Genomic DNA, 25,214 nt, shown 5'->3' with positions numbered 1-25,214 from the left:
CGAGCCCGGAATCCATCGGGCCACCAACTCTGCGGAGAGATGGATTCCGGCTCGCGCTGCGCGCGCCCCGGAATGACAGCCGCTAGTCCTTCCTGAACACGATCGAGGCCATCCACCCCGTCATCAGCGCCATTGCCGCGGTGGCGAGGCCGTAGATCAGGCCGTTCTGCCGCGCGGTGGTCGCGACGAACTGCTCGAAGCCGACCTTGACGATCTCGAACGCGGTCTCGGTCTTGCCGATGAACGCACCGTTCGCGAACAGCTTGATCTCGATCTCATAGGTGCCGATCGGCACCTCCGCGGGGAGCGGAATGCCGGTGCGGAACAGCGTCGGCGTCAGGAACGTGACCGCGCTTGCGTCTTCGCGATAGAGCCCGCGCTGGGTGCGCAGGCGAATGAAGGCCGAGCGAAACGCGTCGTTCGGCACCACGTCGGCAAAGTCGCCGCTGACCCGCTGGGTCAGCAGCACGTTGTTGAGTCCGATCTGCTGCCGCCGCGCGATCTCGGGCGAGGTGATGGCGTCGAACGGGCGGTTGGCGAACAGCGCGAGATAGCTCGGCACCTGCAGGAACTGCCGGTAGTCGGTGTTGATCCAGATGCCGAAGGTGCGCTCCTTGCGCCGCGTCACCATGTCGGCGCGCGGGCCCATCACGGTGACGACGAGATCGTAGGCCGTGCGGTCTGCGGGCGTCGTCGTATCCTTCTCCACCGAGCCGAACAGCACCAGCTCCTCGCCGGAATAGTTCGGCGTCACCGTGACGCGGTGGTTCGAGACCGACACGATCAGCCGCTCGGCTCGCGCAACGCCGCCGAGCAGCAGGACGAGAACGATGGCGAGAAGCGTGCGCCTCATCCGCTCACTCCGAGCTCGCGGATGGTGAAGAGGTCTGCGGGCTGGATCACCAGCTCGATCGCGAAGCGGACACCGACCGAGAGGATGAGCAAGCCCAGCAGCAGCCGCAGCTGCTCGCCGCGGATCTTCTGGCCGGCACGGGCGCCGAACTGCGCGCCGCTGACGCCGCCGACCATCAGGATCAGTGCCAGCACGGCATCGACCAGGTGATTGGTCACCGCATGCAGCATGGTCGCGAACAGCATTGTGACGAGGGTGAGGACCATCGAGGTCCCGATCACCGTCGAGGTCGGCACCCTCAAGAGATAGATCATGATCGGCACCAGGATGAAGCCGCCGCCGATACCCATGATGGCGCCGATGAAACCGATCACGGTGCCGACAATCACCACGGGGATGACGGAGAGATAGATCTTCGAGCGCTTGAACCGCATCTTCAGCGGCAGGCCGTGGATCCAGTTGTGGGTGCGGCGCGCCGGCAGCGCCCCGCGCCGGGTCCGCATCAAGGCGCGCAATCCTTCCGAGAACATCAGGCTGCCGACCGTGGTGAGCAGCACCACGTAGGACAGCGCGATCATCAGGTCGAGCTGGCCGAGCGCGCGCAGCTGGGTGAAGGTCCAGACACCGAGCGTCGTGCCGGTCACGCCGCCGCATAACAAGACGCTCGCCAGTGCCGGATCGATCGCGCGCCGCCGCCAATAGGAGAGGGCGCCGGAAAAGGACGACGCCGCGATGTGGCTCGCCACGGAGGCCACCGCGACCGCCGGCGTGATGCCGATGAAGATCAGGAGCGGCGTCATCAGAAAGCCGCCGCCGATGCCGAACATGCCGGAGACGAAGCCGACCGCCGCGCCCATGGCGAGCACCAGGAAGACGTTGACCGGAAGATCGGCGATCGGGAGGTAAAGCTGCATTGAACCTGCGCACCGGCGAGACGGGTCGACGAACGCGGAATGCTCGCGGGAAAGGACGGAACGATTGCCGCGTCCCTCAATAGCGGAATTCGCCGGCGGGCGGGACCGGGAATTTCGAGCGTGGTGAATGGGCGTGAGAAGCGCATCCCCTCTCACCTGCCGCAGGGGGGAAGCGAAAGGTCAGAACGGACTGACCGAGAAATAACGCAGCCAGAGATCGGTATAGCGGCCTTTTTCCCAGATGCGGAACATCGCCCAGTTCAAGGCCTGGCGCAGCACGTCGTTGCCCTTGCGCACGGCGATGCCGATGCCCTCGCCGAAGAATCGGCTCTCGACGAACGGACCGCCGGAGAAGGCGCAGCAATCGGCCGAATCCGTGCCGTTGATCCAGAATGCCAGCGAGATGGCGTCGCCGAAGATGAAGTCGACCTCGCCTCTGCGCAGAGCTGCGCGCATCGCATCGTCACCGGGATAGGCGTGCAGCTCGGCGTCTGTGAACATCGCCTTGAGATACGCCTCGTGCGCGGAGCCGGCGATGACGCCGACCTTCTTGCCTTCGAGATATTCGGGGCGGATCTCCGGCATCACCGCATCCTTGCGCGAGACGAAGCGCGCCGGCACGCGGTAATAGGGATCGGTGAAGTCGACGCGGGCGCGCAGCTGCGGGCTCACCGCCATTGAGGCGATGATGGCATCGCCCCGGTTGGAGGTAAGCGCATCGACCAGCGTCTCGAAACGCCGCATCTGCACCGTGCAGGTGACCTTGATCTCCTCGCAGAGCGCGCGGGCAAGGTCGACGTTGAAGCCGGCCGGATTGCCGTCGGCCCCGGTGAAGTTGAACGGCGGATAATCGGTCTCGGTCAGGAAGCGGATCACGGTGAGGCGCGACAGGTCCGGCCGTTCCGGGCGCCGCCTCGGGTCCCAGAACCCGGGCACGGCCTGCGGGGCAGCCTGGGGCGCGGCCTGAGGGGTGGTCTGTGGCGCTGCCGGAGGCCGCTTGGCGGGGGCTTGCGCGTTCGCCTCGGTGAGGCCGCCGAGCAGGCACAAACCGGCTGCCAGCCCTGCCAGCAAGCCACGGACAGATTTGAGCGATTTCGCCTGTTGCGATGGAGCCATCGGCCGAAGGAATGAATTTCGTCGAGATCAGAAGGCCTTATAGACCATCCGCCCGGGAACGCGAGCGCCGATTGCGGGCTCGGTATCTCAGACGTCATGCCCGGGCTTGTCCCGGGCATCCACGAACTTTTTCGCCCGCCCAAGAACGTGGATGGCCGGGACAAGCCCGGCCATGACGATGTGGAAGCAGCCGCGCCCGGCGAGGCTCTCAAAAATACTTCTTCAAATCAACCGCCGCCTCTTCCGGCGTCCGCTTCAGATTGAACGGCGAGACGAACCTGCCGTCGCGGTCCATCAGGTAGACCAGCGCGGTGTGGTCCATGGTGTAGTCGCCGTCCTTGGTCGGGACCTTCTTGGCATAGACCCGGTAGGAGGTGATGACCTTGGCGGTCTCGGCGGGGTCGCCGGACAGGCCCTGGAGGTGCGGATCGAAGCTCGACAGGTAATCCTTCATCGCTGCCGGCGTGTCGCGCTCGGGATCGACCGAGATGAAGATGGCATTGACCTTGTCGGCGTCCTTGCCCAGCGCGCGCAGCACTTCCGAGATCTCGAACAGCGAGGTAGGGCAGACGTCGGGGCAATGGGTGTAGCCGAAGAAGATCAGGGTCGGCTTGCCCTTCAGGCTCTTGTCGGTGACGGCCTTGCCGTTCTGGTCGGTCAGCTGAAACGGACCGCCGATCGCGGCCGGCTGTGCCACCTTGCCGACCCCGCCCATGGCCCAGAACATGATCAGGAGCCCGACAACGAGGCTTGCGGCAAAGGCGGTCGCGATCACCAGCGGACGGGTGGCGGAGCTCATGGGCGGAAAACTTCCTGTCGCAGGTCAGAAGCAGGCGGCAAAGCCGGTCCTGATCATTTCGAAGAACACCTGGCTGCCGTAGTGGAACCAGAGCGCCAGCGCGCCGGTCACGGCCAGACCGCCGATTGTCGCGCCAGCCCACAGCAGCACGGATGGCATCCGCCCGGCAGTGGGCGAATTGTCCGATAGCTGATGGGTTGGGTGCAGCGGTTGGGCCATGACAACGATCGGGACGAAGGCCCCGGTTCCATGGCTTTCAGATAGGCTTTGCGCCGGCTGCGGGCAAGACGCCGCGCCGGCGCCAAAGGACGCCGTCAGGCTGCGGATGTCAGTGGAGGAGCTGGCCTCGAGCGGATTCGAGCGGCTCCGGTTGCGGGAGCGACCGGCGCGACGGCCTGCTCGTCGAGGCCTGCGCATCCAGGTAGCAGGGCTTGTACATGGCCTGGAGCTGCTTGCCCCTCAGGAAGAGCATCCGCGGGGTCAGGCCGCCCCGCTGGCCGATCCAGCGCCTCACCTGCGAGGGATACATCGCATAGAGCATCTGGGTTGCTTCGGGATTGGTAATGGCGCGGCCATTGGCACCGAAATCCCAAGCGGCGTGGAAGCCGAGCGTCGCGTGCGAGGTCACGCAGATTCGGTCGTGCGGGATGGCGCCGAGAACGATGGTGCAGGCCGACGCACAGAGGCCGTCGATGATGACCGTCTCGCCCGATTGCCTGAGGTCCTGGTATCTGTCGACGTAGGTTCCAATCCGGCCGCCGCGGTCATCCGCGATCCGGACCACCGCGTGAGAAGCCCCCATGCCCGCGATCAAGAGAACCGCCGCAAGCAACCCCGTCAGAAACTTCATTGTCCCCCGCCCCAGTCGAATTCGAATCTGCGTGTCAGGTGGTGATGCACGGCTAGCGTCGGTCGTAACCAAGGTTTTGTCTAGGCAGGCCTGCTGGCCCAAAACAAATTCAAATCCAGTGTTGCGTCGGCGCTGCACCCGGCCGGTCTCTATCCCAAAGTGGAACAAGTTAACGAGGTCTTACGCGCCATACCCTTGATCTCAGTTGCAACCGCTGGCTTCAATCCGGGCAAATACAGGGGGAACTTATGGAGGGGGAATCGCATGGCTGAAGAAACGGACGTCATCGTCGTCGGCGCCGGACTGTCGGGACTCGTTGCCGCCACCGAGATCGCCGACGCAGGCAAGCGCGTGATGGTCGTCGACCAGGAAGGCGAGCAGTCGCTCGGCGGCCAGGCGTTCTGGTCGTTCGGCGGATTGTTCCTGGTCGATTCGCCGGAGCAGCGCCGGCTCGGCATCAAGGACTCCTACGAGCTCGCCATGCAGGACTGGCTCGGCACCGCCGGCTTCGACCGCGACGAGGACTTCTGGCCGCGGCAATGGGCCGAAGCCTATGTGGCCTTCGCGGCCGGCGAGAAGCGCGGCTGGCTGCGCGCGATGGGTCATCGCTTCTTTCCCGTGGTCGGCTGGGCCGAGCGCGGCGGCTATGATGCGATGGGACACGGCAATTCGGTGCCGCGCTTCCACGTCACCTGGGGCACCGGCCCGGGCATCGTCGAGCCGTTCGAGCGCCGCGCGCGCGAGGCGATGAAGACCGGCCGATTGATCTTCAGATTCCGCCATCGCGTCGATGCACTCTCCGTCACCAATCGCACGGTGGATGGCGTTAGCGGCGTCGTTCTTGCACCTGATGATGCAGAGCGCGGCAAGAGCTCCTCGCGCAACGTGGTCGGCGACTTCGCACTGAAGGCGCAGGCCGTGATCGTCGCCTCCGGCGGCATCGGCGGCAACCACGAGCTGGTGCGGCAGAACTGGCCGAAGCGGCTCGGCGAGCCCCCGAAGTTCATGATCTCCGGCGTGCCCGAGCATGTCGACGGGCGCATGATCGGCATCACGGAAAAGACCGGCGCGCGGCTGATCAACCGCGACCGCATGTGGCATTACGTCGAGGGCATCCAGAACTGGAACCCGATCTGGCCGCGCCACGGCATCCGCATCCTGCCAGGTCCTTCCTCGATGTGGTTCGATGCCACGGGCACGCGGCTGCCGGCACCGCTGTTCCCCGGCTCCGACACGCTCGGCCAGCTCAAATACATCACGTCGACCGGCTATGATTATTCCTGGTTCATCCTGACCCAGAGCATCATCAAGAAAGAATTTGCGCTGTCGGGCTCGGAGCAGAACCCGGACCTGACCGGCAAGAGCTGGCGCATGACGCTTCGCCGCGCCACCAACAAGGGGGCGCCGGCGCCGGTGGAGGCGTTCAAGAGCCATGGTGTCGACTTCATTGTCCGCGACAAGCTCGATGAGCTCGTTGCGGCCATGAACAAGCTCGCCGGCAGCGATCTCCTCAAGCTCGAGCACATCAGGATACAGATCGAGGCGCGCGACCGCGAGATCGCCAATCCTTACGTCAAGGATGCGCAGGTCATGAACATCCACAATGCGCGCCGCTATATCGGCGACAAGTTGATCCGCACCGCTTCCCCGCACCGCATCCTCGACCCCGCGCATGGGCCGCTGATCGCGGTCAAGCTCAACATCCTCACCCGCAAGACGCTGGGCGGCTTCGAGACCGATCTTGACTCCCGCGTGTTCGGGGAGGAGGGCAGCATCATCCCGGGCCTCTACGCCGTCGGCGAGGCCGCCGGCTTCGGTGGCGGCGGCGTGCATGGCTATCGCTCGCTGGAGGGCACCTTTCTGGGCGGCTGCCTGTTCTCGGGCCGCAATGCGGGCCGCGCCGCGGCGAAGGCGGTGGGGTAACCGCCTCTGCCGGTAAGCGAGGGGACTGCGAAAGTCCTCAGGCGGCGCGGACGGTGGTCAGGAAATTGTCGACCTCCGCCTTCAGCCTTGCACTGTCGGTGGAGAGCATCTGGGCCGAGGCAAGCACCTGCGTGGAAGCCGAGCCGGTTTCCGAGGCACCGCGCTTCACCTCGGTGATGTTGACCGCGACCTGGTCCGTGCCTTGCGCCGCCTGCTGGATGTTGCGGGCAATCTCCTGCGTCGCCGCGCCCTGCTCTTCGACGGCGGAGGCGATCGTCGATGAGATCTCGGAGATCCGGCCGATCGTTCCGCTGATCGCCTTGATCGCAGTCACCGAGTCCTGCGTGGCGGACTGGATGCCGGCGATCTGATGGCCGATCTCTCCGGTCGCCTTCGCCGTCTGCTCGGCGAGCGCCTTGACCTCGGAGGCGACCACGGCGAAGCCGCGACCGGCTTCGCCGGCACGCGCCGCCTCGATCGTCGCGTTCAGGGCCAACAGGTTGGTCTGGCCCGCGATCGTGTTGATCAGCTCGACCACGTCGCCGATACGAGCGGCGGCTTGCGACAGCTTGTTGACCTGATCGTTGGTCTGCTGCGCCTGCTCGACGGCTGCGCCGGCGATCCTGGCTGCATCCTGAACCTGCCGGCTGATCTCGTTGACCGACGAACTCATCTCCTCGGTGGCGGAGGCGACCGATTGAACGTTGGTCGAGGCTTCCTCGGATGCGGCGGAGACCATGCCGGACAATTCCTGGGTCGTCTCAGCCGTCTTGCTCAGGGTCCTCGCCGCGGCCTCGAGCTCGGTCGAGGAGGATGAGAGCGTCCGTACGATCTCACCGATCGTCTCCTCGAACTGCCCGGCGAGCTTGTGCATGTCAGCTTTCCGCCGCATTGTGGCACGCGCCTCCGCCTGTGCCTGTTCGGCGCGCAGGCGGTCGGCGTCGATCATGTTCTCCTTGAAGACCTGGACGGCGCCCGCCATCTCCCCGACCTCGTCGGCACGGCCGACACCCGGGATGGCAACGGACATGTCGGCCGCGGCGAGCTTGCCCATGGCCGAGGTCATGTCCTGGATTGGACCTGCGATCGAGCGCGAGGTGAACAGTGCGATGACGACGCCGAGGGCGAGTCCGGCCGCGAGCAGACCCCACAGCACCTGCTTCAGCAACGCAATCTCCGCCTGCACTTCGCCGGCTTCGTGGATCAGCATCTTCTTCTGGTTGGTCTTGATCCCGCCCGAGCGCGTACCATCGGCGGCCTTCGGCCCGTCGAGCAGGTCGAGCAGCTTGGCCGCACGGGGCGCAGCCTCGGTCACCAGCAGATGGACCGGTGCATTCCAGCCCGGCGACTCGCGAAGCGCGAAGATCTTCTCGATCAGCGGGGCGAACTCGCTCTTCGCTTTCGTGATCCTGTCGAAGGCAGCCTGCTGCGAGTTCGTCAGCAGCTCCTTGCGTGAGTGGACGGCGGCATAGCCCTTCTCGAACGCCTCCCACGGCCTCGAAAATTTCTCCTTCTCGGCAATCTCGCCTGAGAGTAGGTACATACGCAGCTGCGCCGCGGCCGCCGCGAAATTGCCGCGCGTATCGGCCATCGCCTTGAGCAATTTCTTGCGTTCTGCGGTGGCCTCCAGCGCTTCCTCCTCGTTGATCATCTTGGTGATGTCCGCGAACATCGCCTCGGCACGCGGACCCGCCTCGGTGGCCAGGAGCTTGGTCGCCGGATAGGCATCGGGCGTGAATGCGATGGCTTCGGCCCGGTCCTGCGCAGCGCGAAACTCGGCGAGCAGCGCCTTGGCTTCCTGCCATTTCCGCTTGTTCTCGGGATTGGTGAACTGACCGGCCTTGTCATCGAACGCGGCGATCGTTGCATCCATCTCCTTCCACATGGCCGCGCGATCGAGCTTGCCCTGCGGATTTCCTGTCAGCAGGTATCCCCGCAGGGTGGCCAGCGTGGAATAGAGATTGCCGACGAGCTCGGTGCTCGCGAGCGCGACCGGCATGCGCAGGTTCGCCATGCGATCGACGGTCACGGCAACTCCGCCGACAGCAAGGACAGTGTAGCCCACCGAAAGCGCGATGATGGAACAGACTGCCGCAAATCCCGCGATCAATCTGCCGCGAATACGAAACTGGAAAATCGACATTTGAAGTATCCCCTGAATATGTAGTCTTCCCGGATCACGCGCCGACCGGCCGCGGAGGGACCATCACGGGATCAGTGCGCACCGTCGCAGCTGATGGAGTCGCCCGACCTCGCGGCCAAGCCAGTCAATTCCGCCACTGCGATGCTACCGCCGGCCTAAGGTCATCCGCGCCCCGCCTTTTGCGTGTGGGAATAGTGGAAAAGAATGCTTATTGCGGGATTAAGAAGATTTTGCCGGCAACATCTGGCGAACGCGCAAAAATTGCGATTTCGCTCGCGCCAATCTCGATGCCGGATGCATGAGCGGGAATTCCTGCTGCTCCTCGACAATCTCGATGTGCCACATCATCCCAAAAAACTGCGGCCTCATGGCTTGAGCTCATATCGAGACATGAGAAAGATTCGAATGGACCCACAAATATTTCTCCGATCATCGCGGCCGAACGCCGGGCTGTCCAACCGCCGGAAACATGAACTCGACGCCTGCGGCCGAAAGCGTGTCGCGAAGCTGCTGGATGGTCGCCTCGGGCATCCGCAGGAGGCCGTTCTGCTCCTCGAGCCGCCTGACCACAGCAGTAGAGAGTCCTGTTCGCGAGGCAAGCTCCTTCACGGACCAGTTCAGCATGCCGCGAGCGGCGCGCAATTGCGCGCCTGTCAGCATCGAGGTCGCCGCATGGCGGGAGAAGAGCTTTTCGTGATGAACATCCACGGAGATGCCCAGCCACTCCCGAATGCGCCCGTTCGGCTCGGTGACAGGCAGCGCCTTACAGCGATACCACCGATAGGATCCGTCGGGCTGACGCAGCCGGTGCTCGACATCGTAAGGTCGCCCGGTCGTCGCCGAAGCCGTCCAGTTCTTCAGCGCGCCTTCGCGCTCCTCTTCAGGAAGGAGGTCAATCCAGCCCGTGCCAAGGAGTTGGCGGGCTTCCGGCCTAGCCTCCGCATTCAGAACGGTTGTAATCCGGCCATCCTCACTGCCAACCCACAGCACGCCATCGGCGATCCCGGTCAGCGCGAGGTAACGCCCAGCATCGATCTGCAGAGGCTGCAGCAACCTGCGTTGTTCGGTGATGTCGATCGCGAGGCCGAGCACAGACTCCTTGGCGCCGGCCCGGTCCAACAAGACTTCCGACCGGACACGAATCCAGCGCAACGCTCCATTCGGCCGCACGATGCGAAACTCGCCATCGAGCAAGGACCGGTCGAACATCAACTCGCGCACATCGCGTTTCGGCCGGCGGTCGTCCGGATGAATTCTTTTCTCGATTTCCACGTAGGAGGGCGTGATGGCGTGCGGATCCAACCCGAGCAGGCTGTAAAAGCCGCGAGACCAGAGCATCCGGCCCTCGGCATCATAGCGCCAGAGACCGGTTCCGAGCTTGTCCTCAAAAAAACGAAGTATTTCCCAAGGGTCGAGATGATCTTGGAACTGGAGCAAATCGGCGCCCCCCAATTGCAATGGCCAATTTCAACTCCTAATTGCTACGAAACACAATTCTGGTCTTTGCCGGAAACCAACTCGCGGAAGACGAAGAATATTGTGTCAGCAACCTTCCGCGCCTGCAAGCCTTTGAAGCTGCTGAATATCCTGATCGGCCGCGCGGCCTAACGCCTCCCGCAATGGTGCCGGTCATGGCCTTCCCACGGCCAGGTTGGCAATTTCTCCTGCTTTACCTGACCATGATCTCAACGATGAAGCCGCTGTCCCCTGCCATCCGTCGCGGCCGCTCCGGATGTTGCTCATGACCGAGACCCCCGATCCGCTGGTCCCTTACGAGGGCGGGCGCGGATCGACGGCGCCGAAACGATCTGGACGTTTTTCAGTCAGTTTCCGTGAACGGCGCATGCGTGCCAGGCAACGCATGCGTGCCAAGGGTGGCACGCCGCAAATCGCTGGGTTAGACAGGGCCGCCATTCCAGTCAGGAGATCCCAGATGAGCATTCAGCGTTTTGAAACCGGCCCGCGCATGAGTCAGGCCGTCGTGCACGGCAACACCGTCTATCTCGCCGGTGTCGTCGCCAACAACGCGGCCGGCGAAAGCGTGACCAAGCAGACCCAGGACATCCTGAAGACGATCGACGGCCACCTCGCCAAGGCCGGTACCGACAAGTCGAAGCTGCTCTCGGCCACGATCTACCTCACCGACATAAAGACCTTCGGCGAGATGAACGCGGTGTGGGACGCCTGGGTCTCGCCCGGCAATACGCCGGCGCGCGCCACCGTCGAAGCCAAGCTGGCTGCCCCGCAATACACCGTCGAGATCATGGTGACGGCGGCGAAGTAACCTTCCAGCAAGACAGCTGCGACAAAGCGCGATGAGGCCATCATCGCGCTTTGTTTTTGCGCACGCCGATGACCTCCGAGGTAATCGATTGGCGCGCGCGGACCTTCGATAGTCACGGTCAGCCGAACACCACGGCACCATCGAAGGAGAGAACCATGACCGACCCCGTCACCATCGCCCGCCGCTACATCGAGCTCTGGAACGAGCGCACCGCCGGCCGCCGCCGCGAGCTGCTGAGCGAAAGCTGGACGACGGACGCGAGCTACGTCGATCCCGTGATGAAGGGCGACGGGCAGGACGGCATCGAGGCGCTGATCGCAGGCGTGCAGCAGCGCTTTCCCGATTTCAAATTCCACCTGATCGGCGAGCCCAATGGCTATGGCGATCACGTCCGCTTCTCGTGGGGACTTGGTCCCGATGGCGCCGACAGGCCCGATCAAGGGCACGGATTTCGCCGTGCTGAAGGACGGCCGGATCAGGAGCGTGACCGGATTTCTCGATCAGGTGCCGGCGGGGGCGTGAGAGATCTGGACCTCGTCGCGCAGGCGGGACAAGCCCGGCCATGACGACGGCGAGGTTAGCATGCGCATATGGAGCGATCTCGCCTGTGGCCATCCTTCGAGACGCCCGCCGTTGGCGGGCCCTCAGGATGAGGATCGAGGGCGTTGAGCCAGTTTCGACAGGCTCCGATGCTGCTTAGCCTCATGCTGAGGGGACCGCGAAGCGGTCGTCTCGAAGGACGAGGCGCGCGCTCAGCTCGCGCTAAGGGCCATACGCGATACCCCCTACATAGCCCCTCTCGACGAACCCGTCCGCACGGCTTACCTGTCATGCCGTGCCGCCCCGTATCCTCCAAACATCGGCCGAGCCGGCCGCGCTGCTGCCGGATCGCTTCCAGGCCTGGTTCGCAGCTCGCGGCTGGTCGCCGCGCGCGCATCAATTGGCACTGCTGCAGAAGGCGCGCGAGGACCGCTCGGCCCTGCTGATTGCGCCAACCGGTGCCGGCAAGACGCTGGCGGGATTTCTGCCGACGCTGGTGGAGCTGTCGACGCAGCCGCTGACACGCGACGCCGGCGCGAAGAAGAGCCTCATCTCCACCGGCCGCAGCGTGGAGCGCAGCGGCGGTCTGCACACGCTCTACATCTCGCCACTCAAGGCACTCGCCGTCGACATCGCGCGCAACCTCGAGCGTCCCATCGCGGAGATGGGCTTGCCCATCAAGGTCGAGACCCGCACCGGCGATACGCCGGTCTCGCGCCGTCAGCGGCAGCGGCGCTATCCGCCTGATGTGTTGCTGACGACGCCCGAGCAGCTCGCGCTGCTGCTCTCCTCCGACGACGCGCCGTTTCTGTTTTCTGCCCTGAAGCGCATCGTGCTCGACGAGCTGCATGCGCTGGTCACGTCCAAGCGCGGCGATCTGCTCTCGCTCGGGCTGGCGCGGCTCTGGCGCCTCGCGCCGCAGATGCGCGCGATCGGCCTATCGGCGACGGTGGCCGAGCCGGAGCAGCTCGCGCGCTTCCTGGTGCCGCAGCCCGACGGCAGGGAGCGCGCAGCCGACATCGTCCTCGCCGGCGGTGCGGCGCCGCCCGTGGTCGAGATGCTCGACACGCGCGAGCGCCTACCCTGGGCCGGCCACAGCGCGCGTCACGCGCTCTCCGAGATCTACGAGCTGATCAAGGCCAACAAGACCACGCTGGTCTTCGTCAACACCCGCAGCCAGGCCGAGATGCTGTTCCAGAATCTCTGGAGCATGAACGACGACGGCCTTGCCATCGCGCTGCATCACGGCTCGCTCGACGTCGCGCAACGCCGCAAGGTCGAGGACGCCATGTCGGCGGGCCGGCTGCGCGGCGTGGTCTGCACCTCCTCGCTCGACCTCGGCGTCGATTGGGGCGACGTCGACCTCGTCGTCAATATCGGCGCGCCAAAAGGCTCTTCGCGCCTGATGCAGCGGATCGGGCGCGCCAACCATCGCCTCGATGAAGCTTCGCGCGCGGTGCTGGTGCCGGCCAACCGTTTCGAAGTGCTGGAGTGCCGCGTCGCCATCGACGCCATCGCCGAGAATGCGCAGGACACGCCGCCCTTGCGCACGGGCGCCCTCGACGTGTTGGCCCAGCATGTGCTCGGCTGCGCGTGCGGCGAGCCGTTTTTCAGCGACGAGCTCTATGCCGAGGTCCGCACCGCCGCGCCCTACGCAAGCCTGTCGCGACCGGATTTCGACGACGTCGTCGATTTCGTCGCTTCCGGTGGTTACGCGCTGAAGACCTATGAGCGCTTCGCCCGCATCAGGCAGGACAAGGAGGGACGCTGGCGCGTCGCCAATCCCAAAGTGCGGCAGAGCTACCGCATGAATGTCGGCACCATCGTCGAGGACGACATGCTGAAGGTGCGGCTGGTGCGCTCGCGCGGCGGCGGGCAAGGAAAAGCAGGCGGATCGACAGGCGTGATCGCGCGTGGCGGCCGGCTGCTCGGCGAGATCGAGGAAGCCTTCATCGAGGGCCTCTCCCCCGGCGACACCTTTGTGTTCTCCGGCGAGGTGGTGCGCTACGAGACCCTGGTCGAGGATCAGGTCTATGTCTCGCGCGCGCATGACAAGGACCCCAAGGTGCCGTCCTATATGGGCGGCAAGTTTCCGCTGTCGACCTATCTCGCCGAGCGCGTGCGCCGGCTGCTCGACGACGGGCGCGCCTGGGGCGGCCTGCCGGAGCAGGTGCGCGACTGGCTGTTGCTGCAGAAGGACGTCTCCCGCGTGCCCGCGGTGCGCGAGCTCCTGGTCGAGAGCTTTCCACGTGCCAACAAACATTATCTCGTCTGCTACCCCTTCGAGGGACGTCTCGCGCATCAGACCCTCGGCATGCTGCTGACGCGGCGGCTGGAGCGCGTCCGCGCGCGGCCGCTCGGCTTCGTCGCCAATGAATATGCGGTGGCGATCTGGGGACTCGGCGACCTCTCCTTCATGATCCGTCAGGGCCGGATCGACCTCAACGCGCTGTTCGACCCTGACATGCTCGGCGATGATCTCGAAGCGTGGCTCGCCGAATCCGCCCTGATGAAGCGCACCTTCCGCAACTGCGCGATCATCTCCGGCCTGATCGCGCGCCGGCACACCGGCGAAGAGAAGAGCCGCCGCCAGGTGCTGTTCTCGACCGATCTCGTCTACGACGTGCTGCGCAAGCACCAGGCCGATCACGTCCTGCTCCGCGCCGCGCGCGCAGATGCCGCCACCGGCCTGCTCGATCTGCGCCGCCTCGGCGACATGCTGATGCGCATCCACGGCCGCATCACGCACCGGGAACTCGACCACGTCTCCCCGCTCGCGGTGCCCGTGATGCTGGAAATCGGCCGCGAGTCAGTTTATGGCGAAGCTGCAGACGAATTGTTGGCGGAAGCCGCCGACGAACTCGTCAAAGAGGCGATGTCGTAGAGAATTTTGCCAGTGGCGCGCGCTAATACATCCACACCGTCATGCCCGGGCTTGACCCGGGCATCCACGTCTTACTCGCCGCAGCAAGAACGTGGATGGCCGGGACAAGCCCGGCTATGACGGAAATCGTTGCGCTATCCACCTCTTCGACACGGAGTTTGGATGTCGCCGGCATCTCGCTCCACGCCGATCTCTCCGGCGCGCTGTTCTGGGAAGAGCAGCGCCTGCTCGTCGTCTCCGACCTGCATCTGGAAAAGGGGTCGAGCTTCGCGACGCGCGGCGTACTGCTGCCGCCTTACGACACCATCGCGACGCTCGGCCGGCTCGCTGCTGTCATCTCCCGCCATGATCCGCGAACCGTCATCGCGCTCGGTGACAGTTTTCACGACCGCAGCGCGCATGAGCGTCTGTCCCCCGCGGACCGCGACGCGGTGGCCGCACTCCAGACCGGCCGCGACTGGATCTGGATCTCGGGCAATCATGATCCCATGCTGCCGCGCGATCTCGGCGGCACCATCGCGGACGAAGTCGCGATCGGCCCGATCACCTTCCGCCACGAGCCGACCGGCGCCCACGGCGAGATCGCCGGCCATCTGCATCCGAAGGCGCGCGTCTCGGCGCGCGGCCGTTTCATGGAGCGCCGCTGCTTTGCCAGCGACGGGATGCGGGCGGTGATGCCCGCGTTCGGCGCCTATGCCGGCGGCCTCAGCATCCGCGATGCAGCCTTCGCCAGGATCTTTCCGGCGAATGGCTTTGTGGCCCATCTGCTCGGCGACCGCCGCGTCCACGCCATTGCGGCGTCACGCTGTTCCTGAGATTCAGCGGCGCGTCGGAACAAATTAAGAACACTTTAGCAAGTCTTTGATATATCATTGTGATTCGGCGCCTAGCCGATACAATATCTAGCGTCTGTCCGACTTTGCGAGGACTACATGTCCACCATTGCCTTCGACCAGTTTGCCCTCACCCGGATTGCCGATTTCGCGCGCTCGCTGTCACGGCTGCATCAGACAGCTCTGCGCCATGCCGTCGATGACGACCAGTTCGACCGCGAGTTCAATGCGGTGTGCCAGTCGATCTGGGGCTACACCATCGACGACGTCAGCGACGATCTGTTCTCGCCCGAGGATCATCTGTTTCTCGACACGCTGGACGAAGCGCATGCGCGCATCTTCGCGGCCGAGCAGGGCTATGACCTCGTCGGCGATCAGGGCATGCTGACGGATTGGTGGGGCTTCTGCTGGATGATCCTGGCCGAGAAGCGCGGTCTCCTGACGCCGGAGAACCGCGCCGCCGCGCGTGCGGCGATCGAGGAGAAATATCTGGCCGCGCCCAACGTGATCGGGGTGATCATCGGGAGGTGACGGCTTGCTAGCGAGCCGTCATTCCGGGGCATCGCGCAGCGATGAACTATGGTGCGCAATTGCGCACCTGAGAATCTCGAGATTCCGGGTTCGATGCTGACGCATCGCCCCGGAATGACGACTCATTCGCCTAATCCAACCCCGCGCGCTTCGCCGGCTTCGCGGCCGTCTTCGGCACCGACACATCCGGCAGCGGCTCGCGCACGATCTCGTTTGATGCCGGCGTATCTGTCGACACCGTCTCAGCCCGCACCGGTGCCACCTTCATCTCGCCGAGCCGCGCGCGAACCTGCGCGGTGAGACCGGGATAGGAGGCCACCGGGGTGAAATCCGCAGCCTGGTCGTTGCCGACGCGGACGCCGGTATAGGCGACGAGGCCGTCCGTGGTGGCGATCACGTCGCCGGCCTTCAGCGAGGAATCCAGCGCAAGGTCGACCGGGGCAAGACCGACCGGCTCACGGCCGTTGCAGGTGCAATCGGCGCGCAGCGCCTTGCGGTAGGCGAACGCGTTCTCGCTGTCGGCGTAGCGCTCGCCGGTCTGTGAATAGGCGCCGTCGATCGACGAGCCGAAATAGACCTTGGTCGCGCTGGCAGGGCAGAACGCCTGACACATCTGCGCGGGTGAGGCGAGGCCGCGCATCAGCGGAAAGTATTTCCCGTCGCAACTGCGCACGCAGAAGGCCGGGCCCGAGCCGCCGGCCGCAGCCGAGCGGGTTGGCGGCACATATTGCGGCGTGGCGCCATTCTGCTGGCTGCTGAAGGGATCGACGTAAGAGCTCGCCTGCGGCACCTCGCGCTGCGGCCGCTGCTGCTGCATTCCGCCGAAGAGGAAATCGAACAGGCCTTCGGCCGAAACCGGGGCCGGAGCTGCGAGCAGCGGCGCTGCGAGCATGGCGGTCACAAGCATCGCGCGACGCCGCCGGCGCGCATGGGACGAGATTGTACACAAACGCCTACTCCACCCAACGCTACTGAACCGGCTGGGACCGAGAGATCTCAGCACACGATTCACCATAAAGCGGGATGGTAAATGAGCAGTTGAGCGGAGGCGGTTTCAAGACGAGGCGGTGGCCTCTTTGAGGCCGGGTCCAGCTTTGGACAGATAGTTGCTACCGGGGCACACTGAGGCATGACAGCGGAGAAACTTCCGCCACTTCACCCCTTCAAGAATTCCGACGCCTTGTACAGCGAGCGGAACGGCAGGCCGGCCGCACCGAACGTGTCGGTGGCGCCTTCCTCGCGATCGACCATGGTCAGCACCAGCACGACATTGGCCCCGGCCTCGCGCACCGATTCCACCGCCTTCATCGCCGAGCCGCCGGTGGTGGTGACGTCCTCGACGATCACGACGCGCTTGCCGGCCAACGTCTCGCCCTTGGGCAGGCCCTCGATCGCGAGCTTCGCACCGTGCTCCTTCGGCTTCTTGCGCACGAAGAACGCCGCGATCGGATGACCCTTGATCCAGGAGATCTGCGCCAGCGCGCCGGCGAGCGGCACCGCGCCCATCTCGAGCCCGCCGATGAAATCGAGCTGGTCGTCCTTGAGCGCCTCGTAAGTCAGCTCGGCGAGCAGCGTCGCGCCCTCGGGGTCGAGCATGGTCGGCTTGAGGTTGAAGTAGAAATCGCTCTTGCGGCCCGACGCGAGCGTCACCTCGCCGCGGCCGAACGAGCGCCGGCGGATGATCTCGAACAGGCGGGCGCGGGAGGCTGATTTCGACACGGCGGTCCCTCGAACAGCGTTTTTGGAGGAGGCGGAATTTATCCGCGACGGAGGCGACATTCCAGAGGGAGCGTCTCCCGTCAACAGGGATCGGCCATCCCGGTCCGCCGGTTGTGACGGCGCAACCTTCTGGAGTAGGTGAGGGAGCACGCCTCTTGGGGAAGGATACTGAATGACCATCGAGCTCTATACCTGGAACACGCCGAACGGCCGCAAGATCTCGGTCGCGCTGGAGGAGATGGAGCTGCCCTACAAGGTGATCCCGGTGAACATCACCAAGGGCGAGCAGATGGCGCCCGAGTTCCTCAAGCTCTCGCCCAACAACAAGATCCCTGCGATCGTCGATCCCGACGGGCCCGACGGCAAGCCCGTCAGCATCTTCGAATCCGGTGCGATCCTGCTCTATCTCGGTGAAAAGACCGGCAGATTCCTGCCGAAATCGCTAAGCGAGCGCATCCCGGTCTACGAATGGCTGATGTGGCAGATGGGCGGGTTCGGCCCGATGCCCGGCCAGGTGCACCATTTCATCGCACTCGAGAACGAGCAGGACCGGGCCTACGGCCTGAAGCGCTTCATGGCCGAGACGCGCCGGCTCTATGGCGTGCTCGAGCGCCGCCTGGAGGGCCGCGACTTCGTCGCCGGCGAGCTCTCGGTTGCCGATTTTGCCATCCTCGGCTGGGCCTGGCGCCATCCTCGCCACAAGGTTGATCTCGCCGACTTCCCCAATGTCAAGCGCTGGTACGAGGTCCTGATGGCGCGCCCGGCCGTGCAGCGCGGCATGGACGCGAAGCTGGATTGAGCTTCGCTTACCCTCCCCTGGAGGGGGAGGGTCGATCGCGCGTAGCGCGAGCGGGGTGGGGTGACGGTCTCTCCGCAACGAACACTGCCCGTGTGGAGAGATCACCCCACCCCGCTACGCATTCCGCTTCGCTGCATGCGTAGCGACCCTCCCCCTCCAGGGGAGGGTAAAAAGCCCTCACACCTTCTTCGCTTCGACCGCCATCCGCACCGCGAGCCCGGCCAGCACGGTGCCCATCAGCCAGCGCTGCACCAGCATCCAGCTCGGCCGCCTAGCCAGGAACAGCGCGATCGAGCCGGCGGCGAGCGCGATCATCGCGTTGACGCTGACGCTGATCGCGATCTGGATCGCGCCCAGCACCACCGACTGCGTCAGCACGCTGCCGGCGGTCGGATCGATGAACTGCGGCAGCAGCGCCAGATACAGCATGGCGATTTTCGGGTTGAGCAGGTTGGTGACGAAGCCCATCGCGAACAATTTGCGCGGGCTGTCGATGGCGAGCTTTCTCACCTGGAACGGCGAACGCCCGCCCGGCTTCACCGCCTGCCAGGCGAGCCACAGCAAATAGCCGGCGCCGGCGAAACGCAGCGCGTCATAGGCAAAGGGAATGGCGAGCAGGAGCGCCGTGATGCCAAACGCCGCACACAGCATGTAGAACACGAAGCCGAGCGCGACGCCGCCGAGCGAGACGATGCCGGCCGCGGGCCCTTGCGTGATCGAACGCGAGATCAGGTAGATCATGTTCGGTCCCGGCGTGAGCACGAGACCGAGGCAGACCAGGGCGAAGCCGAGCAGGGCGGAGGTGTGGGGCATGGGTGAACCAGTGCGGGAGATGCAAAGGTTCTAATATGCGCGGGATCGTGGAGCCATCGCGCAATTGCTCGGAGGACAATTGAGGTCTCGCGCCGGTGCGCTCCCTCGCCCCGCTCTTGCGGGGAGAGGGTTGGGGTGAGGGGCCTCTCTCCCCACGTGAGATTGCCGTGAGACCTGTACCCCCTCACCCGGATCGCAAGAGCGATCCGACCTCTCCCCGCAGGCGGGGAGAGGTGAAAGAAGACCTCAATGCGCCTCGTCCCAATTGTTCGCGGCGCGCGCATCGACATGCAGCGGCACCGAGAGCAGCACGGCCGGGAACGGGGCGTCCTGCATCACCTTCTGCACGACGGGCAGCGTTGCCTCGACCTCGTCGTCCGGCACCTCGAAGATCAACTCGTCGTGCACCTGGAGCAGCATCTGCGCCGAGAGCTTCTTCGCAGCCAGCGCATCCTCCACGCGCGTCATGGCGCGGCGGATGATGTCGGCGGCGGTGCCCTGGAGCCGGGCGTTGATCGCGGCGCGCTCGTTGAAGGCCCGCACCGAGGCATTCGAGGCCTTGATGTCGGGGTAGTGACACTTGCGGCCGAACAGCGTGGTGACGTAGCCGTGGTTGCGGCAGAAATCGCGCGTCTCGTCCATATAGGCGCGGATGCCGGGAAAACGCTCGAAATATTTCTTGATGTAGGCGGAGGCTTCCTCGCGCGCGATGCCGAGCTGGTTGGCGAGGCCGAACGCGGAGATGCCGTAGATGATGCCGAAATTGATCGCCTTCGCGCGGCGGCGGATCTCGCTCGGCATGCCCTTGATCGGCACGCCGAACATTTCCGATGCCGTCATGGCGTGAATGTCGAGCCCGTCGCGGAACGCCTGCTTCAGCACGGGAATGTCGGCGATCTCGGCCAGCAGCCGCAGCTCGATCTGTGAATAATCGGCCGAGACCAGCTTGTGTCCGGGCGTGGCGATGAAGGCGCGGCGGATCTTGCGGCCGTCCTCGGTGCGCACCGGAATGTTCTGCAGGTTCGGCTCGTTCGAGGACAAGCGCCCCGTCGTGGTCGCAGCCAGCGCGTAGGTGGTGTGCACGCGGTGGGTCTGCGGATTGACGTAGGTCGGCAGCGCGTCGGTGTAGGTCGATTTCAGCTTGGAGACCTGGCGCCACTCCAAAATCTTCTTCGGGAAGTCGTGGCCCTGCTCGGCGAGCTCGTCCAGCACCTGCGCGGTGGTCGACCACGCGCCGGTCTTGGTCTTGGTGCCCCCGGGCAATCCCATCTTGCCGAACAGGATGTCGCCGATCTGCTTGGGGCTGCCGACATTGACCGGCTCGCCCGCGATCTCCTGGATCTCGGCCTCGACGCGGGCTGCGGTCTGGGCGAAGTCGCCGGACAGACGCGACAGCACCTGGCGGTCGATCGAGATGCCGCGCCGCTCCATGCGCGCAAGCACCGATACCAGCGGCCGCTCCAGCGTCTCGTAGACTGCGCTCATGTGCTCGGAAACGAGGCGCGGCTTCAGCACGCGCCAGACCCGCAAGGCGATGTCGACGCTTTCCGCGGACAGCAGTGCGGCCTTGTCGATCGGCACCTGGTCGAAGGTGATCTTGCCCTTGCCGCTGCCGAGCAGCTCGCTTTCCTTCAGCATGGCATGACCGAACCAGCGCTCCGACAGCTGCTCCAGCGCATGCGAGCCGCGGCCGGCGTCGAGCACGTAGGAGATCAGCAGCGCATCGTCGATGTTGCGCAGGGTGATGCCGTGCTGCGCCAGTATCACGGCCGCGAACTTGACGTCGAAGCCGATCTTGAGGATGCCCGCCGATTCCAGCACCGGCCGCAGCGCTTGCAGCGCGTCGTCGTGCTTGACCTGGTCCGGCGCGAGGCCGGCATCGAACAGGCCGGCGCCACCGCCGGATTGCTTATGCGCCAGCGGCACGTAGCAGGCCTCGTTCGGCGCCAGCGCCAGCGCGATGCCGCAGAGATCGGCCTGCATCGGATCGATCGAGTTCGCTCTCGTCCCGATCGCGACATGGCCGGCATCATGGATGCGCGCGATGAAGGCCTCGAGTTCCTTGAGGGTCTTGATGGTCTGGTATTTGCCGCGATCGACGGGGAGCTTGCGCAGCGCCTCTTCGCGTGCGGCGGCGAGCGAGATCGGCGCACCCTTCGGGCTCGCAGCCTTGTCCTCCTTGCCCGCCGCCTTGTTGGGCTGGTTCGGCCGGGCCGGCGCCGGAATTGCCGTGCCTGGTGCCGGCACGACGTCCGAGGGCGGCAGCGTCGTGAACACGCTGGCGCCGCTGGCATAGCCTGGATCGGCATCGACATTGGCAGGATCGATCTGCGCATATTCGGCGACGCGCCGCGTCAGCGTCGTGAATTCCATGGCCTTGAGGAAGGCGATCAGCTTGCGCGCGTCGGGCTCGTGGACGGCGAGGTCGTCCAGCGGCACCTCGAGGTCGACCTTGTCATCGAGCAGCACGAGCTGCCGCGAGATGCGCGCCTTTTCGGCGTTCTCGAGCAGCGCCTCACGCCGCTTGGGCTGCTTGATCTCGCCGGCGCGGAACAACAATTGATCGAGATCGCCATATTCGGTGATCAGCTGCGCCGCGGTCTTGATGCCGATGCCGGGCACGCCCGGCACGTTGTCGGTGGAATCGCCCGCGAGCGCCTGCACCTCGACCACCTTGTTCGGCGGCACGCCGAACTTCTCGATCACCTCCGATATGCCGATGCGGCGGTCCTTCATGGTGTCGTACATGGTGACGCAATCGGTGACGAGCTGCATCAGGTCCTTGTCGGACGACACGATGGTGGCGCTGGCGCCGCGCTCGCAGGCCTGGCGCACATAGGTCGCAATGAGATCGTCGGCTTCGAAGCCGGTCTGTTCCAGGCAGGGCAGGTCGAAAGCGCGCACGGCCTCGCGGATCAGCGCGAATTGCGGAATGAGATCGTCGGGGGCCGGCGGCCGATGCGCCTTGTAGTCCGGATAGATCTTGTTGCGGAAGGTGATCTCCGACTTGTCGAACACGATGGCGAGATGCGTGGGCCGGTTGTCCTCGGGCATCTCGCGCAGCAGCTTCCACAGCATGTTGCAGAAGCCGAGCACGGCGTTGACCTGCAGCCCGTCGGACTTGCGGTTCAGCGGCGGCAATGCGTGATAGGCGCGGAAGATGTAGGAGGAACCGTCGACCAGGAAGACATGGTCGCCCTTGCCGGCCGCCTTCGCCGCAACCGGTTTGGCAGCAGCTGTCGCGGGTGCCGTCTTGGCAGCAGCGGGCTTGGTATCGGCAGCTTTCGGCGCGGCCTTGGTGTCAGCTTTGGCGGTGGTCTTCGGAGATGTCTTGGGCATGGCCGCAATGTATGAATTTTTGCGGGCTTTGACAGCCTTGGGAGGCGGATTTTTGAGGCGATTCCCACACCTCTCGTCGTCCCGGGCAAGCGCGCCTCAAGCGCGCGCCGATCCGGGACCCATAGCCACAGGATGTAGTTTTGCGAAGACTCGTGGTTGCCATCTCCCGCCATAACCGCTTCCTGGGGTTATGGGTCCCCGCCCCGTGCGCGTTGCGCACTAGGCGAGGACGACACCGAGCATGGTGCTACTCCGCCGCCTGCAACACCGCTCCCGTTTTTCTCGGAGCAATCCAGAATGCCTCCGGCCGCTCGAACAGGAAGCGCGCACCAAGCCGCAGCGCCAACCGCCAGATCGCCAGCGCACCGAGCACGCCGGCGATAGTGACGAGCAGCGACACTGTGCCGATATCGGCAATGACGCCCGTGCGCAGCAGCAGCGTCCGCGTCGCCGCCATCGGCAGGAAGAAGGCGAGATAGATCACGATCGAATGCTCGCCGCAGAAGCGGAGGACATTGAGCCAGTGCGCCCGCGCGAGCAGCGTGCCCGCCGCGATGATGGCGCAGGCGCCGGCGAAGCCGAGCGCGAGCGAGACGATCGCCCACTCGCTCATCCCCGATGCGACGAGGCCGGCATTGACCAGCACCCAGGCCGCGAGCGCTGCAAGCGCCAGCGCCGGATGCTTCCGCGCGCGATCCGACAGGGCGAACACGTAAGGCGCGAACAAATAGCCCGAATAGAAATAGACGAAGCGTGCGCAGAATTCGTCGATGGCGGTCCAGCCGGTGGTGATGCGCGCGGTCTCCAGCGCGGCGGCGACCAGCCAGATCGCGAGCGGGGGGACCTTGCGTGTCAGTTTCGTGACGACGAAGAAGACCGGCAACAGATAGATGAACCACAGCGTGCCGAACGGCTCGACGAAGGATTCGAGATAGAGCAGGCCAACGTGCTGCCAGCTGGTCTCGGCCGCGAAGGCCGGCGCCTTGAAGCCGAATTGGATTGTCACCCAGATGACATAGAAATAGGCGAAATGCACCACCTTGCGGTCGAGATAGGTTCGCCAGTCCCGATCGATCACCAGAGACAGGAACAAGCCCGAAATCAGAAAGAAATCCGGCATCCGGAACGGCTTTGCGAAGGCCACGACGGCATGCATGAACCCGGTCTGCCCGGCGGCAAGCTCCACCCCCAGCACCGAATGCATCATCACGACCATGACGATGCAGATGCCCTTGGCGTAATCGACCCAGTCGATACGCGCGGCCGAAGCGGCCGTGGAAGGGCTGGCCGCCGCGATTGTGCCTGATCGTGCCATGGTGTCCCTTTTCGAGGCGCGTTCCGCCCGTCCCTGTGTGGGCGTGGGGCAGTTTGGAGCCCAGTGGTTTCCGACTTCTTTACCGGTTCAAATCGCGGGCCGGTTTTTGCATGCGGACTGTTCCATGACCTCGGGAAAATGCTAAACCGCCCCGGATTGGGCTGAGTTGGACGTCCGTTAACCAAGCTGGAACAGGATTTTTCATGCGAATTGCGATGATCGGCACGGGCTATGTGGGATTGGTGTCCGGCGCCTGCTTTGCGGATTTCGGCCACGACGTCACCTGCGTCGACAAGGACGAGAGGAAGATCGCGGCGCTGCATCGCGGCGAGATCCCGATCTACGAGCCTGGCCTCGACGAGCTGGTCGCGAACAACGTGAAAGCCAAGCGGCTCGACTTCACCACCGATCTGAAGCAGCCGGTTGCAGATGCCGACGCCGTGTTCATCGCGGTCGGCACGCCCTCGCGCCGCGGTGACGGTCACGCGGACCTGTCTTACGTCTACGCCGCTGCGAAAGAGATCGCGCAGTCGCTGCAGGGCTTCACCGTGGTGGTGACGAAATCGACCGTGCCGGTCGGCACCGGCGACGAGGTCGAGCGCATCATTCGCGAGGCCAATCCATCGGCCGATGTCGTCGTCGCCTCGAACCCCGAATTCCTGCGCGAGGGCGCGGCGATCCGCGATTTCAAATTCCCCGACCGCATCGTGGTCGGCACCTCCGACGAGCGCGGCCGCAAGGTGATGGGCGACATCTACCGGCCGCTGTCGCTGAACCAGGCGCCGCTGATGTTCACCGCGCGTCGCACCGCCGAGATGATCAAATACGCCGCCAACGCGTTCCTGGCGACCAAGATCACCTTCATCAACGAGATCGCCGATCTCTCTGAAAAGGCCGGCGCCAACGTGCAGGAGGTCGCGCGCGGCATCGGGCTCGACAACCGCATCGGGACCAAGTTCCTGCATGCCGGTCCCGGTTTCGGCGGCTCGTGCTTCCCGAAGGACACCAAGGCCCTGATCAAGATCGCGCAGGACTATGACGTCTCCTTGCGCATCGTCGAATCCGTGCTGGCGGTCAACGAGAACCGCAAGCGCGCGATGGCGCGGAAAGTGAGCCAGGCGCTCGGCGGCAATTTGCGTGGCAAGACCGTCGCCGTGCTCGGCCTCACCTTCAAGCCCGACACCGACGACATGCGCGATGCGCCGTCGATTCCGCTGGTGACCGGCCTGATCGACATGGGCGCGAAGGTGAAGGCGTTCGATCCCGTCGGCATGGAGCAGGCCAAGGCCGAATTGCCCGACATCACCTATTGCGAGGACGCCTATGTCTGCGCGCAAGGCGCCGACGCGCTCGTCATCGTCACCGAATGGGTGCAGTTCCGCGCGCTCGATCTCGACCGGCTGAAGGCGACCATGGCGCAGCCGGTCGTCGTCGACCTCCGCAACATCTATCGCCCCGAGGACATGGAAGCCGCCGGCTTCGTCTACGAGAGCGTCGGCCGTCCGCCGGTGCAGGGCTGATAGCTGCACATTCTTGTTGAACGAAACCGTCATGGCCGG

The 25,214-nt window shown here is 64.9% G+C and carries 21 protein-coding genes and 1 pseudogene; 9 read left to right on the top strand and 13 right to left on the bottom strand.

Going from position 1 to position 25,214, the window contains the following annotated elements; translation table 11 throughout:
* Nucleotides 1–82: 82 nt before the first annotated feature.
* The 6 genes from HZZ13_RS13645 to HZZ13_RS13620 all read right to left on the bottom strand — a co-directional run bounded on the left by HZZ13_RS13645 (nt 83) and on the right by HZZ13_RS13620 (nt 4,532).
* Nucleotides 83–853, bottom strand: coding sequence for a TIGR02186 family protein (locus tag HZZ13_RS13645; protein WP_197960089.1), 771 nt, complete (start codon nt 851–853; stop codon nt 83–85).
* Nucleotides 850–1,767, bottom strand: coding sequence for a sulfite exporter TauE/SafE family protein (locus HZZ13_RS13640; protein WP_197960088.1), 918 nt, complete (start codon nt 1,765–1,767; stop codon nt 850–852). Before HZZ13_RS13640 ends, HZZ13_RS13645 begins: the two co-directional genes overlap by 4 nt.
* Nucleotides 1,768–1,947: 180 nt before the next feature.
* Nucleotides 1,948–2,883, bottom strand: a complete 936-nt coding sequence (locus HZZ13_RS13635; RefSeq protein ID WP_197960087.1) for an ABC transporter substrate-binding protein — start codon at nt 2,881–2,883, stop codon at nt 1,948–1,950.
* Nucleotides 2,884–3,091: 208 nt separating this feature from the next.
* Nucleotides 3,092–3,682, bottom strand: coding sequence for an SCO family protein (locus tag HZZ13_RS13630; protein ID WP_197960086.1), 591 nt, complete (start codon nt 3,680–3,682; stop codon nt 3,092–3,094).
* Between the two features lie 24 nt (nt 3,683–3,706).
* The gene (locus tag HZZ13_RS13625) at nt 3,707–3,901 is read right to left on the bottom strand and encodes a hypothetical protein (protein ID WP_197960085.1); all 195 of its coding nucleotides are present in this window, start codon (nt 3,899–3,901) and stop codon (nt 3,707–3,709) included.
* Nucleotides 3,902–4,010: 109 nt separating this feature from the next.
* Entirely contained in the window at nt 4,011–4,532 is a 522-nt protein-coding gene (locus HZZ13_RS13620; protein ID WP_197960084.1) for a Clp protease/crotonase-like domain-containing protein, read from the bottom strand.
* A gap of 264 nt (nt 4,533–4,796) precedes the next feature.
* Between HZZ13_RS13620 and HZZ13_RS13615 the strand changes: the two genes are divergently transcribed.
* A complete protein-coding gene (locus HZZ13_RS13615) occupies nt 4,797–6,455 on the top strand; it encodes an FAD-binding dehydrogenase (RefSeq protein WP_197960083.1) in 1,659 nt (552 codons plus the stop codon).
* Between the two features lie 37 nt (nt 6,456–6,492).
* Here the strand turns inward: HZZ13_RS13615 and HZZ13_RS13610 are convergent, their stop codons facing one another.
* Together HZZ13_RS13610 and HZZ13_RS13600 are read right to left on the bottom strand one after the other, a co-directional pair.
* Nucleotides 6,493–8,598, bottom strand: a complete 2,106-nt coding sequence (locus HZZ13_RS13610) for a HAMP domain-containing methyl-accepting chemotaxis protein (RefSeq protein ID WP_197960082.1) — start codon at nt 8,596–8,598, stop codon at nt 6,493–6,495.
* 429 nt (nt 8,599–9,027) lie between these two features.
* The gene (locus HZZ13_RS13600; RefSeq protein WP_197960080.1) at nt 9,028–10,035 is read right to left on the bottom strand and encodes a PAS domain-containing protein; all 1,008 of its coding nucleotides are present in this window, start codon (nt 10,033–10,035) and stop codon (nt 9,028–9,030) included.
* Between HZZ13_RS13600 and HZZ13_RS13595 the strand changes: the two genes are divergently transcribed.
* The 6 genes and pseudogenes from HZZ13_RS13595 (at nt 10,021) to HZZ13_RS13570 (ending at nt 15,670) form a co-directional block, all read left to right on the top strand.
* Nucleotides 10,021–10,206, top strand: a complete 186-nt coding sequence (locus tag HZZ13_RS13595) for a hypothetical protein (RefSeq protein WP_197960079.1) — start codon at nt 10,021–10,023, stop codon at nt 10,204–10,206. The genes HZZ13_RS13600 and HZZ13_RS13595 overlap by 15 nt on opposite strands.
* Nucleotides 10,207–10,531: 325 nt before the next feature.
* Nucleotides 10,532–10,882: a RidA family protein gene (locus tag HZZ13_RS13590; protein WP_197960078.1), complete on the top strand. Its 351-nt coding sequence runs from the start codon at nt 10,532–10,534 to the stop codon at nt 10,880–10,882.
* Between the two features lie 155 nt (nt 10,883–11,037).
* Nucleotides 11,038–11,404 (top strand): annotated as a pseudogene (locus HZZ13_RS13585) (nuclear transport factor 2 family protein).
* A gap of 313 nt (nt 11,405–11,717) precedes the next feature.
* Nucleotides 11,718–14,306, top strand: coding sequence for a ligase-associated DNA damage response DEXH box helicase (locus HZZ13_RS13580; protein WP_197960077.1), 2,589 nt, complete (start codon nt 11,718–11,720; stop codon nt 14,304–14,306).
* Between the two features lie 116 nt (nt 14,307–14,422).
* The gene (gene pdeM, locus HZZ13_RS13575; RefSeq protein ID WP_197960076.1) at nt 14,423–15,121 is read left to right on the top strand and encodes a ligase-associated DNA damage response endonuclease PdeM; all 699 of its coding nucleotides are present in this window, start codon (nt 14,423–14,425) and stop codon (nt 15,119–15,121) included.
* Nucleotides 15,122–15,238: 117 nt separating this feature from the next.
* Complete coding sequence (locus HZZ13_RS13570) at nt 15,239–15,670, top strand: hypothetical protein (RefSeq protein WP_197960075.1); 432 nt, start codon at nt 15,239–15,241, stop codon at nt 15,668–15,670.
* Nucleotides 15,671–15,800: 130 nt separating this feature from the next.
* On the opposite strand, the gene HZZ13_RS13565 is transcribed toward HZZ13_RS13570, so the two are convergent.
* Nucleotides 15,801–16,577: a DUF2865 domain-containing protein gene (locus HZZ13_RS13565; RefSeq protein WP_197960074.1), complete on the bottom strand. Its 777-nt coding sequence runs from the start codon at nt 16,575–16,577 to the stop codon at nt 15,801–15,803.
* 248 nt (nt 16,578–16,825) lie between these two features.
* On the bottom strand, nt 16,826–17,389 hold the full coding sequence (gene pyrE, locus HZZ13_RS13560) for an orotate phosphoribosyltransferase (protein ID WP_036014130.1): 564 nt from the start codon (nt 17,387–17,389) through the stop codon (nt 16,826–16,828).
* Between the two features lie 172 nt (nt 17,390–17,561).
* Between pyrE and HZZ13_RS13555 the strand changes: the two genes are divergently transcribed.
* Entirely contained in the window at nt 17,562–18,188 is a 627-nt protein-coding gene (locus HZZ13_RS13555) for a glutathione S-transferase family protein (protein ID WP_197960073.1), read from the top strand.
* Nucleotides 18,189–18,365: 177 nt separating this feature from the next.
* Here the strand turns inward: HZZ13_RS13555 and HZZ13_RS13550 are convergent, their stop codons facing one another.
* The 3 genes from HZZ13_RS13550 to HZZ13_RS13540 form a co-directional block, all read right to left on the bottom strand.
* Nucleotides 18,366–19,001: a LysE family translocator gene (locus tag HZZ13_RS13550; RefSeq protein ID WP_197960072.1), complete on the bottom strand. Its 636-nt coding sequence runs from the start codon at nt 18,999–19,001 to the stop codon at nt 18,366–18,368.
* 246 nt (nt 19,002–19,247) lie between these two features.
* Entirely contained in the window at nt 19,248–22,340 is a 3,093-nt protein-coding gene (gene polA, locus HZZ13_RS13545; RefSeq protein WP_197960071.1) for a DNA polymerase I, read from the bottom strand.
* 247 nt (nt 22,341–22,587) lie between these two features.
* Nucleotides 22,588–23,655, bottom strand: coding sequence for an acyltransferase family protein (locus HZZ13_RS13540; RefSeq protein ID WP_197960070.1), 1,068 nt, complete (start codon nt 23,653–23,655; stop codon nt 22,588–22,590).
* A gap of 203 nt (nt 23,656–23,858) precedes the next feature.
* Here HZZ13_RS13540 and HZZ13_RS13535 point away from each other — a divergent pair, with 203 nt between their 5' ends.
* On the top strand, nt 23,859–25,175 hold the full coding sequence (locus HZZ13_RS13535) for a UDP-glucose dehydrogenase family protein (protein WP_197960069.1): 1,317 nt from the start codon (nt 23,859–23,861) through the stop codon (nt 25,173–25,175).
* Nucleotides 25,176–25,214: the final 39 nt, after the last annotated feature.

The sequence above is a fragment of the Bradyrhizobium agreste genome (assembly GCF_016031625.1).
In the GTDB taxonomy this organism is placed as follows: domain Bacteria; phylum Pseudomonadota; class Alphaproteobacteria; order Rhizobiales; family Xanthobacteraceae; genus Bradyrhizobium; species Bradyrhizobium agreste.
Note: the sequence above shows the minus strand (reverse complement) of the source record. Positions and strands in the feature narration are given on the sequence as shown.